This is a genomic window from Segatella copri (assembly GCF_009495355.1).
GTDB lineage: Bacteria > Bacteroidota > Bacteroidia > Bacteroidales > Bacteroidaceae > Prevotella.
Genome location: NZ_VZAD01000001.1, coordinates 1 through 12,329, shown reverse-complemented (window position 1 = coordinate 12,329; position 12,329 = coordinate 1). Strand labels below are relative to the sequence as shown.

Sequence of the window (12,329 nt, the reverse complement as noted above, 5' to 3'; positions counted from 1 at the left end):
CTTTTCAGACTTACAAAGCTATATGCTTAATCCCCCCTGGTTTATCGGGTGAGCCCAAAGTAGGGCGCAACTTAGAAATGTATAAAAACAATAAAGCCTCGCAAGTTTATGACTTGCGAGGCTTTGCTTGATGCGCTTCAAGATGGGCTTGAACCAACGACCCCCTGATTAACAGTCAGGTGCTCTAACCAACTGAGCTATTGAAGCATTAGAGGTAAATGATTTCTCATTTGCGGTTGCAAAGGTAGTGACTTTTTTTTATTCCACCAAATTTTTTTTAGAAAAAAATGAATTTTCAGTAAAAAAACATCATTTTTTTGTGATTTAGGCTTCTTTTTAGGATATAAATGAGTATTTTTGTAGGCGAAAGGCGTACTTCAACGCATAGTGTAGTTTTTAGAAATAAATAAACGAGATGATAAATAAATTATATGTAATGGTGCTCGCCATGGTGCTCGCCATGCCTGCATGGGCACAAAAGGAGAAAAATCACGACTTTGTGGTAGCTAAGAATATGGATGTCTTTACGTCTATCTATAAGAATTTGGATATGATGTATGTGGATACACTCGATGCTGATGAGGTGATAGGCAACGGCATCAATGCCATGTTGCGAAGCCTTGATCCGTACACGGAGTATTATCCAGAGTCGGAAGTGAAGGAACTCAAGAATATGCTTACGGGCAAGTATGCTGGTATAGGTTCGGTAGTGAGATACAACTATCAGTTGGGTTATACTGTTATCAACGAGCCTTACGAGGGAATGCCAGCCCAGGAGGCTGGACTTAAGAAGGGTGACATCATTCTGAGTATTAACGACTCTACGATGAAGGGCAAGGAGGTGAGCTATGTGAGCGACCGCCTTCGCGGAGAGCCCGGCACGTCGTTTATTCTTAAGGTGAAGCGCCCAAGTACGGGCAAGGTGATGAAGGTGAAGCTCACCCGACGCACCATACAGATGCCATTTCTTCCTTATTATGGGTTGTTGGACGGTGGAATAGGTTATATTAATTTCAACTCCTTTACCGACCAGTGTGCCAAGGATGTGCGCCGTGCTTTTATCGACTTGAAGAAGCAGGGAGCCAAGAAACTTGTCTTCGACTTGCGTAACAATGGCGGAGGCTCTGTAAGCGAGGCGGTGAGCATTGTGAATATGTTCTTGCCCAAGGATAAGGTCGTGCTAACGATGAAGGGTAAGCTGCAGCGTGCCAACAATGAATACAAAACCACGGTGGAGCCTATTGATACGCTGATGCCTATCGTGGTGCTTGTGAGCGGAAATACTGCCAGCGCAGCCGAGATATTGAGTGGAAGCCTGCAGGATTATGACCGTGCTATTATATTAGGTACGCGCACGTATGGAAAGGGACTTGTTCAGGCTACGATGGACTTGCCTTACAATGGACAGATGAAACTTACCACGAGCAAGTATTACATTCCCAGCGGGCGATGCGTGCAGGCTCTCAACTATAAGCATGCCAAGGGTGGATATGTGGAGCATGTGCCCGATTCGCTTACCAAGGTGTTCTATACAGCAGGAGGACGTGAGGTACGTGATGGTGGTGGCGTGAAGCCGGATGTAGAGGTGAAGCCCGACTCGCTGCCCAATATCGCTTACTATCTGGCAGGAGCACGCGACAGTAACGAGCTGATGCTCAACTACGAGGTGGATTATATAGCCAAGCATCCTACGATAGCTCCGGCCAAGGATTTTGCTCTTACCGATGCTGATTACGAGGAGTTTAAGGCTCGTGTACTGAAAGCCGACTTCAAGTATGACAGAGAGACGGAGAAGTATCTGAAAGACCTGATGAAACTGGCCCGTTTTGAAGGTTATTATGATGATGCGAAGCCAGAATTCGATGCCCTTGCCAAGAAACTGAGTCACAATGTGGCCAAGGATCTCGACTATAACAAGCAGTACATCAAGCGCTTGCTCGAAAATGATATTGTGGCAGCCTACTATTATCAGGGTGGAGCTATCAGAAATTCCTTACGTTATGACAAGCAGGTGAAGGAAGCTGTCAGATTGCTCAATACACCCGAAGAATATAAAAAACTCCTGAGGCCCAGCGAAAAAGAGGGCGAAAAGGTACACAAATGATTAAAAATGTGCATGTTGTAGAATAAAATATTAAAAAAACTTTGGTCAGAACCAAAAAAAATCGTAATTTTGCAACGTTCAGTGGAATGAGGGGCTCACAAAGAGTTCCTCATTTTATTTTAATAAGAAATATATGATAGATAAAAACGTCGTAAAAAAATTAGTTGACGAATGGCTCCAAGACAAGGAATATTTCTTGGTAAGCATTGAAATCAGTCCTGACGACAAGATTGTCGTTGAAATAGATCATGCCGATGGTGTGTGGATAGAGGACTGTGTGGCCCTGAGCAGATTTATAGAGGACCACTTGAATCGTGATGAGGAGGACTATGAGCTGGAAGTTGGTTCAGCAGGACTTGGACAGCCTTTCAAGGTACCACAGCAGTACGTCAACTTCATCGGTAAGGAGGTGGAGGTGCTCGATGCTGATGGCAAGAAGGTGAAGGGCATTCTGAATTCTGTAGATGGCAACGACTTCAGTGTGAGTGTTGAGGAGAAAGTAAAGGTAGAAGGCAAGAAGCGCCCTGTGAAGCAGGACGTGCTGCATACCTATCAGATGGATAAGGTAAAATATACAAAATACGTAATAAGTTTCAAATAAGCTATGGCAGTAAAGAAAATGCAAGAAGAAACTGCGAGTATGATTGATACATTCCGCGAGTTTAAAGAAACCAAGAATATCGACCGTACTACATTGGTGAGCGTGTTGGAGGAAAGCTTCCGCAATGTGCTTGCCAAGATTTTCGGTAGTGATGAAAACTTCGACGTCATCGTAAACCCAGACAAGGGTGACTTCGAAATCTACCGCAACCGTGTGGTTGTAGCAGATGGCGAGGTGGAGGATGAGAACAAAGAGATCCCATTGGCTGAGGCACGCAAGATTCAGGCTGACTACGAGGTTGGCGAGGATGTGAGCGAGAAGGTTGATTTCAATAAGTTTGGCCGTCGTGCCATCCTGAACCTTCGTCAGACATTGGCGTCCAAGATTCTCGAGCTGGAGCATGACTCATTGTACAACAAGTACAAGGACCGTGTGGGTCAGGTTATCTCTGGTGAGGTATATCAAGTATGGAAGCGCGAAGTACTCATTGTAGACGATGAGAACAATGAGTTGATCCTGCCTAAGTCAGAGCAGATTCCTGCCGACGTATATCGTAAAGGTGAGACCGTGCGTGCCGTCATCCTGAGAGTGGACAACGAGAACAACAATCCAAAGATTATCCTCAGCCGTACAGCTCCCATCTTCTTGCAGCGACTCCTCGAGGCCGAAGTGCCTGAGATCAATGATGGTCTTATTGCCATCCGTCGCATAGCACGTATGCCTGGCGAGCGTGCCAAGATAGCAGTAGAGTCTTTTGATGAGCGCATAGACCCAGTAGGAGCCTGTGTCGGTGTAAAGGGAAGCCGTGTACATGGTATCGTGCGCGAGCTTTGCAACGAGAACCTCGACGTTATCAATTACTCAAGCAACATCAAGCTCTTCATCCAGCGTGCGTTGGCTCCTGCCCAGATTACCTCTGTCAATATCGACGAGGAAAATCACAAGGCAGAGGTGTATTTGCAGCCAGAGGAGGTTAGTTTGGCTATTGGTCGTGGTGGTATGAACATCAAGTTGGCTTCCATGCTCACCGAGTACACCATCGATGTGTTCCGTGAAATCAATGAGGCAGATGCTGATGAGGATATCTATCTGGACGAGTTCTCTGACGAAATTGACCAGTGGGTGATTGATGCCATCAAGGGTATTGGTCTTGATACCGCCAAGCAGGTGCTGAAGGCTCCACGCAACATGCTGATTGAGAAGGCAGACCTCGAAGAGGAAACTGTTGACAGTGTCTTGAAAGTATTGCGTGCCGAGTTCGAAAATTAATAAATTAAAAAGAAGGAGATAGAAAGTATAAATATGAGCATCAGATTAAACAAAGCACTACGTGAATTGAACATAGGACTTCAGACGGCAGTTGAATTCCTGGAAAAAAGAAACGAATTAGGGGAGGTGAAAGCCGAACTGAACTTCAAGTTGAGCGACGAACAATATAAGGCGCTCAATGATGCCTTCAGTCAGGATAAGGAAGTTCGTAATCAGGCAGAAAAGCTCTTCACTAAGAAGACCAAAGAGAAGAAGCGTGCACCAGAGCCTAAGGACAACCGCGCCGAAAGCATCCTCGAGTCAAGCCGCCAGCAGCAGTTTAAGCCGCTGGGCAAGATTGACCTGGACCAAATCGGCAAGGCAAATGCTGCTCAGTCTGCTGCTCCTAAAAAGACAGAGGCGAAGGAAACAGAGACTGCTGCCGTCAGTCCTGCGCCAGTAAACAATGCTCCTAAGAAGGAGGAAAAGCCTGTTGAGACAGCTCCTGTAGTAGAAAAAACTCAGAAGTCTGATGTAGAGTCTGTTGCCAAGCAGCCAGAAGTTAAGGCGGAAAATAAGTCTGAAAAGGTGGAAGTCAAGCCTGTCAACAAGCCAGGAGCTAAGGAAAGTAAGCCTGAGGTGAAGGAAAGCAAGCCTGAAGCTAAGGAAGAAAAGGCTGCCAGTCAGCCTGTAGCAGCTCAGCCAGCTGCAACCAATACGGTCTTCACACTGAAGAGCGAGCAGAAGTTTGCTGCCAATGAGCCTAAGGTGCTCGGAAAGATAGACCTTTCTACCCTTAATCAGAGCACTCGTCCTAAGAAAAAGACCAAGGAGGAGCGCCGTAAGGAGCGTGAGGACAAGTTTGCCCAGCAGCATAGCGAGCGTAAGAAGCGTGTGCGCATCAATAAGGAGCGTGTAGACATCAATGCCGAGTCTTCGCAGGGCAATAACGGCAAGAATAACAATAATAATGGCGGCAACCAGAACAATAACAATAATGGTGGCGGCAAGAAAAAGAATAAAAACAAGAATAAGAACAATAACAACAAGGGCAATAACCAGCGTCAGATAGAGGTCGACGACGAGGCTGTAGCACGCCAGGTAAAGGAAACCCTTGCCCGTCTTACAAGCAAGAGCCAGAACAAGAAGGGTGCTAAGTACCGTAAGGAAAAGCGCGAGGCTGTGCAGGAGAAACTTCAGGACCAGGTTCGTCAGGAGCAGAAGGAGAGTAAGATACTGAAACTCACAGAGTTCGTTACCGTAAGCGAATTGGCTACGATGATGGATATCAGCGTTACTCAGGTTATCTCTACCTTGATGGGTGTTGGAATCATGGTATCTATCAACCAGCGTCTGGATGCAGAGACCATCAATATGGTGGCTGAGGAGTTCGGCTTCAAGACCGAATATGTCAGCGCTGAGGTTCAGGAAGCTGTCAGCGAGGAAGTGGATGATGAGAACGATTTGGTTCCACGTGCTCCAATCGTAACTGTGATGGGTCACGTAGACCATGGTAAGACTTCTTTGCTCGACTACATCCGCAATACCAATGTGATTGCCGGTGAGGCGGGTGGTATTACCCAGCATATCGGTGCTTACAGTGTGACCCTGAAAAGCGGTCGCAAGGTGACATTCCTTGATACTCCAGGTCACGAGGCGTTCACCGCCATGCGTGCCCGTGGTGCTCAGGCCACCGATATCGCCATCATCATCATCGCAGCCGACGACTCTGTGATGCCTACTACCAAGGAGGCTATCGCCCATGCTCAGGCTGCAGGTGTGCCAATGGTATTTGCCATCAACAAGATTGATAAGCCAGGTGCCAACCCAGACCGTATTCGTGAGGACTTGGCTAACATGAACCTGCTCGTTGAGGAGTGGGGTGGTAAGTACCAGTGTCAGGAAATCAGTGCCAAGAAGGGTATCGGTGTTCACGATTTGCTCGACAAGGTACTCCTCGAGGCTGATATGCTCGACTTGAAGGCTAACCCTAACCGTCGTGCCACAGGTACCATCATCGAGTCTTCTCTTGACAAGGGACGTGGATATGTATCTACCGTATTGGTTGCCAACGGTACTCTGAAGGTAGGCGATATCGTACTTGCCGGTACTTCTTGGGGTCGTGTGAAGGCGATGTTCAATGAGCGTAATGCCAACATCAAGTCGGCTGCTCCTGCAGAGCCTGCCATTATCCTTGGTTTGAATGGTGCTCCTACAGCCGGTGATCAGTTCCATGTTATCGAGACTGAACAGGAGGCTCGCGAGATAGCCAATAAGCGTGAGCAGTTGCAGCGTGAACAGGGCTTGCGTACTCAGAAGCGCTTGACTCTTGGTGATATCTCTCACCGTATCGCACGTGGTGAATTCCATGAGTTGAATGTTATCGTTAAGGGTGATACCGACGGTTCTGTTGAGGCTTTGAGCGACTCATTCATCAAACTTTCTACCGAGAAGGTTCAGGTGAACGTAGTCAACAAGGCTGTGGGTCAGATTTCTGAGAACGACGTCATGCTGGCTTCTGCTTCAGATGCTGTCATCGTTGGTTTCCAGGTTCGTCCATCTGCCGATGCTCGCAAGGCTGCCGACCGTGAGGGCGTGGAAATCAACACTTACTCCATCATCTACGATGCTATCGACGATATCAAGAGCGCTATGGTCGGTATGCTCGACAAGGTGAAGAAGGAGATTGTTACTGGTCAGGTAGAGGTGAAGCAGACCTTCAAGATCAGTAAGGTGGGTACTATTGCCGGTGGTCTTGTTGTCGAGGGTAAGGTACATGCCAAGGATAAAGCCCGTGTTATCCGCGACGGTATCGTGATTCGTACAGCAGATATCGGAGCCTTGAAGCGTTATAAGGATGATGTGAAGGAGGTGGTTACCGGTATGGAGTGCGGTTTGAGCCTTGTCAACTACAACGATATTCAGGAAGGTGACGTTATCGAGACCTTCACAGAGATCGAGGTAGAGCAGAAACTTTAATAAAGTGAAGAGTGAATGAGGAGCGAAGAATTGGAAATGAGGAGTAAGAAACGTAGTTTCGGTCAAATCACCTTTCCTTTCGCTCTATCATATATATAATATAATAAGGTAGGGATGAGCCTCAAGAGGTTTATCCCTATTTATGGTTAAAATAACGAAAGGTTATTCTGAATAACAATGGCAGAGAAAGAGAAAGAACAAAATCAGGTTGTCAAGGACGTGATAGACCAGAAATATGAGTATGGCTTTACCACCGACGTGCATACTGAAATCATAGAGAAAGGACTCAACGAGGATGTTGTGCGCCTTATCTCTCAGAAGAAAGGAGAGCCCGAATGGATGCTCGAATTTCGTCTGAAAGCCTACCATTACTGGAAGACACTTAGGGAACCAAAGTGGGGACATGTACATGTGCCACCTGTCAACTATCAGGAGATATCTTACTATGCCGACCCATTGGCTAAGAAGCCTAAGAACAAGGAGATAGACCCTGAGTTGGAGAAGACATTCGACAAGCTTGGCATTCCTCTGGAGGAGCGCTTGGCTCTGAGTGGAACCGCAGTAGACGCCATCATGGACTCCGTGTCGGTGAAGACAACTTTCAAGGAGAAGCTTCGAGAGAAGGGCGTTATTTTCTGCAGTATTGGTGAGGCCATCAAGGAACATCCCGATTTGGTGAAAGAGTATTTGGGAACAGTAGTGCCATATCGCGACAACTTCTATGCAGCCTTGAACAGCTGTGTGTTCAGTGACGGTTCCTTTGTCTATATTCCAAAGGGTGTTCGCTGTCCTATGGAGTTGAGCAGCTATTTCCGCATTAATGCCCGCAATACAGGTCAGTTTGAGCGTACGTTGATTATTGCCGACGACGATGCCTACGTTTCTTACTTAGAGGGATGTACAGCACCTATGCGTGATGAGAACCAGCTCCATGCAGCTATTGTCGAGATTATCGTTAAGGACAATGCCGAGGTGAAGTATTCTACCGTTCAGAACTGGTATCCTGGTGATGAACATGGAAAGGGTGGAGTCTTGAATCTCGTGACCAAGCGAGGCGACTTGCGTGGTGTCAACTCGAAGTTGAGTTGGACTCAGGTAGAGACGGGCTCCGCCATTACCTGGAAGTATCCTTCCTGTGTCCTGCGTGGCGACAACTCTGTAGCTGAGTTTTACAGTGTGGCTGTTACCAACAATTATCAGGAGGCCGATACAGGTACCAAGATGATTCATATGGGTAAGAATACCAAGAGTACCATTATATCGAAAGGTATCTCGGCAGGACATAGCCAGAACTCTTATCGAGGTCTGGTACGTGCCACAGCTAATGCCGACAATGCCCGTAACTACAGTTCTTGCGACTCATTGTTGTTGGGCAGTGATTGTGGAGCACATACTTTCCCATATATGGATGCGCAAAACGATACCGCCGTGTTCGAGCATGAGGCAACCACCTCGAAGATTTCGGAAGACCAGCTCTTCTATTGCAATCAGCGAGGCATTCCAACTGAGGAGGCAGTCGGCCTGATCGTAAATGGTTATGCCAAGGATGTGCTCAACAAGTTGCCTATGGAGTTTGCCGTTGAGGCACAGAAACTCCTGAGTGTTTCACTCGAAGGAACCGTAGGATAATCATCATAATTCTCGATGAAATCGATAAAAATTGACTAAAATTATGTTAGAGGTAAAGAATCTGCATGCAACTATTGCAGGCAAAGAAATATTGAAAGGTATCAACCTGACTGTTAATGACGGCGAGATACATGCGATTATGGGACCTAACGGTTCTGGTAAGTCAACCTTGAGTGCTGTGCTCACAGGCAACCCTCTCTATACAGTAACTGAGGGCGAGGCTATCTTCAACGGCAAGAACCTGCTGGATATGAAGCCAGAGGACCGTGCCCGCGAAGGTTTGTTCCTTTCTTTCCAATATCCAGTAGAGATTCCTGGCGTATCTATGACCAACTTCATGCGTGCTGCCATCAATGCCAAGCGCGAGTATCAGGGTTTGGAGCCTTTGAATACAAGTGAGTTTATGAAACTGATGCGCGAGAAGCGTGAGTTGGTTGAACTTGACAGCAAGTTGGCTCGCCGTTCTGTAAACGAAGGTTTCTCTGGTGGAGAGAAGAAGCGCAATGAGATTTTCCAGATGGCTATGTTGGAGCCAAAGCTCTCTATCCTTGATGAGACAGACTCTGGTCTCGATGTAGATGCGATGCGTATCGTGGCTGATGGTGTGAACAAGATGCATACCGACAAGACTTCTGTCATCGTCATCACTCACTATGAGCGTCTGCTCGATATGATTAAGCCAAGTGTGGTTCACGTACTCTATAAAGGTAGAATCGTGAAGACTGCCGGTCCTGAACTTGCCAAGGAGATTGAGGCTCGTGGCTACGACTGGATCAAGGCTGAGGTAGATGAAAAAGAATAAATGATAATGTCTCAATCATAACAGGCTTTGCCATGAAAGGCAAGCCTCTGTTTATTCATTGTTGTTTATTAATTATAAATTGAATATTATGCATTCAGAAAAACAATATTTAGACTTGTATCAGTCTTCGTCGAGAATGATCAAGAAGAACAGTGCCGAGGTGCTCAATGCTGTGCGCGATGCAGCTTTTGAGGACTTCCGTCGCCTGGGCTTTCCTTCCCGAAAGGTAGAGAGATACAAGTACACAGATATGAGTGCCATCTTCGAGCCCGACTATGGTTTGAACCTGAATCGACTGGAGATTCCTGTAGACCCTTATCAGGCTTTCCGTTGTGATGTGCCCAATCTCAGTACTTCGCTATACTTCGTGGTTAATGATGCTTTCTATAACAAAGCTCTTCCAAAGGTAGAACTTCCAGAGGGCGTTATCGTGGATTCTTTGAGCAAGATTGCTGCAGAAAGCCCTGAATTCATCGGGAAATACTATGCTAAGATTGCCAAAACAGACGAGGATGGCATTACTGCCCTGAATACAGTCTTGGCTCAGGATGGCTTGTTCATCTATGTGCCCAAGAATGTAAAGGTGGAGCGTACTGTGCAGGTCATCAATATTCTTCGCTCGGATGTCGACCTGATGGTGAATCGTCGTGTTCTCATCGTCTTGGAGCAGGGCGCTGAGGCAAAGTTCCTTTTCTGCGACCATGCAGCTGACGACAAGAATTTCCTTGCTACACAGGTTATTGAGGCTTTTGTAGGCGAGAATGCGAGTCTTGATCTTTATTGTCTTGAGGAGACTCATTACAAGAACCGTCGTGTCAGCAATGTTTATATAGAGCAGCAGGCCAACAGCCGTGTGAACCATAATGTGATTACCCTTCATAATGGTATCACCCGCAACCGTCTCGACTTGGTGTTCAAGGGCGAGGGAGCAGAATGTTTCTGCAATGGTTGTGTCATTGCCGATAAGAATCAGGTGGTGGATAACAATACACTCATTGATCATCAGGTGGGACATTGTACCAGCAACGAGCTTTATAAGTATGTGCTTGATGGTGAGGCACGTGGTGCTTTTGCCGGTAGAGTGCTGGTTCGTCATGGTGCCCAGAAGACTACTTCTCAGGAAACCAACCAGAACCTCTGTGCTACGAAGACTGCCCGTATGTTCACTCAGCCGATGCTGGAGATTTATGCCGACGATGTGAAGTGTGCACACGGTAGTACTGTTGGTCAGCTCAACGATGCTGCCTTGTTCTATATGCAGCAGCGTGGTGTGAGCCGTGAGGAGGCTAAGTTACTCCTTCAGTTTGCATTTATCAACGAAGTTATTGACAAGATGGAATTGGAGCCTCTTCGTGATCGCCTTCATCATCTTGTAGAAAAACGTTTCCGTGGTGAACTCAACAAGTGTGAGGGATGCAAGCTTTGCAAGTAATAATATGTAGTTAAAGGAGCTAACTTCTTAAAAATATGTATGATATTAACAAAGTAAGAGCCGATTTCCCGATACTTTCGAGAACGGTGTACGACAAGCCTTTGGTTTATCTCGATAATGCTGCTACTACACAGAAGCCTTTATGTGTGCTTGATGCTATGCGTGACGAATATCTTAACGTCAATGCCAATGTGCATAGAGGTGTGCATTACCTTTCTCAGCAGGCTACAGATCTTCATGAGGCTGCCCGCGAGACAGTACGCAAGTTTATCAATGCTCCCAAAGTAGAGGAAATCATCTTTACCCGTGGTACTACCGAGAGTCTGAATCTCGTTGTCTCCTCTTTCTGTGATGAGTTTATGAGCGAGGGCGACGAGGTCATCATCTCTACTATGGAGCACCATTCCAATATTGTGCCTTGGCAGTTGCAGGCAGCCAAGAAAGGCATTGCCATCCGTGTTATCCCTATTAACGAAAAAGGAGAGATAAACATCGATGAATTCGCCAGTTTGTTCAACGAACGTACCAAGATAGTCAGCATTACCCAGGTAAGCAATGTGCTCGGTACGGTGAATCCTGTGAAAGAGATGATCAAGATAGCTCATGAGCATGATGTGCCCGTGATGGTGGATGGAGCTCAGAGCACACCTCATTTCAAGGTCGATGTACAGGATTTGGATTGCGAGTTCTTTGCTTTCAGTGGTCATAAGATATATGGACCTACAGGTATCGGCGTGCTCTACGGCAAGGAAGAGTGGCTTGACCGTATGCCTCCTTACCAGGGAGGTGGCGAGATGATAGAGAGTGTGAGCTTCGAAAAGACCACTTTCGAGAAGTTGCCCTTCAAGTTTGAGGCAGGAACTCCCGATTATGTGGCTACTCATGGTTTGGCCAAAGCCATCGATTATGTGTCGGCTCTTGGTATGGACAATATTGCCCAGCACGAGAAAGAACTTACACGCTACTGTATGGAACAGATGCGAACCATCGATGGAATCAGACTTTTTGGAGAGCAAGAAGGCAAGGATGCTGTGGTAAGTTTCCTTGTAGGCGATATTCATCACATGGATATGGGCACACTTCTCGACCGTCTTGGCATTGCAGTTCGTACAGGTCATCATTGTGCTCAGCCTCTGATGGACCGTTATGGCATCTTAGGAACCGTTCGAGCCAGCTTTGCGCTCTATAATACCAAGGAAGAGGTTGACGCCTTGGTAGCAGGAGTGAAGCGTGTGGCACAGATGTTTTAGTACAGAATTTCAAAACACTTTTGACCTGTACGGTTGGCACGTCCTGAAGGGGCAGAAGCTCTTAGCCCAGGGCAGCGCCCTGGGTTGTTTTGGACGCAAACCTGTCGCCCTGTAAGGGCAAAAGCTTTATATTATTGCCAGGAGTTTTAAAGCTTTTGCCCTTACAGGGCGCCTTGCTGATTGCTATTATACCCAGGGCGTTGCCCTGGGCTAAGAGCTTCTGCCCCTTCTATTATATTTGCACTTGGAAAAATAAAGAGATAAAAATCTTTATATCTGCAAAC

At 46.7% G+C, this 12,329-nt stretch carries 8 protein-coding genes and 1 tRNA gene; 8 read left to right on the top strand and 1 reads right to left on the bottom strand.

Features of this window, described 5'->3' with window-relative positions:
- Positions 1 to 133: 133 nt before the first annotated feature.
- Positions 134 to 207 (bottom strand) — tRNA-Asn (locus tag F7D20_RS00045).
- 229 nt (positions 208 to 436) lie between these two features.
- Between F7D20_RS00045 and F7D20_RS00040 the strand changes: the two genes are divergently transcribed.
- The 8 genes from F7D20_RS00040 (at position 437) to F7D20_RS00005 (ending at position 12,045) form a co-directional block, all read left to right on the top strand.
- Entirely contained in the window at positions 437 to 2,104 is a 1,668-nt protein-coding gene (locus F7D20_RS00040) for a S41 family peptidase (RefSeq protein ID WP_158462249.1), read from the top strand.
- Positions 2,105 to 2,237: 133 nt separating this feature from the next.
- Positions 2,238 to 2,705 (top strand): ribosome assembly cofactor RimP, encoded by a 468-nt coding sequence (gene rimP / locus F7D20_RS00035; RefSeq protein ID WP_158462248.1) that lies wholly within the window; start codon positions 2,238 to 2,240, stop codon positions 2,703 to 2,705.
- A 3-nt stretch (positions 2,706 to 2,708) separates the two neighbouring features.
- The gene (gene nusA, locus F7D20_RS00030) at positions 2,709 to 3,974 is read left to right on the top strand and encodes a transcription termination factor NusA (RefSeq protein ID WP_022253182.1); all 1,266 of its coding nucleotides are present in this window, start codon (positions 2,709 to 2,711) and stop codon (positions 3,972 to 3,974) included.
- A 33-nt stretch (positions 3,975 to 4,007) separates the two neighbouring features.
- Positions 4,008 to 6,932 carry a translation initiation factor IF-2 gene (infB, locus tag F7D20_RS00025; protein WP_158462247.1) on the top strand — a complete coding sequence of 975 codons (2,925 nt, stop codon included), beginning with the start codon at positions 4,008 to 4,010 and terminating at the stop codon, positions 6,930 to 6,932.
- A gap of 177 nt (positions 6,933 to 7,109) precedes the next feature.
- Complete coding sequence (sufB, locus tag F7D20_RS00020) at positions 7,110 to 8,561, top strand: Fe-S cluster assembly protein SufB (protein ID WP_022253184.1); 1,452 nt, start codon at positions 7,110 to 7,112, stop codon at positions 8,559 to 8,561.
- A 43-nt stretch (positions 8,562 to 8,604) separates the two neighbouring features.
- Entirely contained in the window at positions 8,605 to 9,363 is a 759-nt protein-coding gene (gene sufC / locus F7D20_RS00015) for a Fe-S cluster assembly ATPase SufC (RefSeq protein WP_158462246.1), read from the top strand.
- An 88-nt stretch (positions 9,364 to 9,451) separates the two neighbouring features.
- Positions 9,452 to 10,795, top strand: coding sequence for a Fe-S cluster assembly protein SufD (gene sufD / locus F7D20_RS00010; RefSeq protein ID WP_158462245.1), 1,344 nt, complete (start codon positions 9,452 to 9,454; stop codon positions 10,793 to 10,795).
- 35 nt (positions 10,796 to 10,830) lie between these two features.
- Positions 10,831 to 12,045 carry an aminotransferase class V-fold PLP-dependent enzyme gene (locus F7D20_RS00005; RefSeq protein ID WP_158462244.1) on the top strand — a complete coding sequence of 405 codons (1,215 nt, stop codon included), beginning with the start codon at positions 10,831 to 10,833 and terminating at the stop codon, positions 12,043 to 12,045.
- Positions 12,046 to 12,329 lie beyond the last annotated feature (284 nt).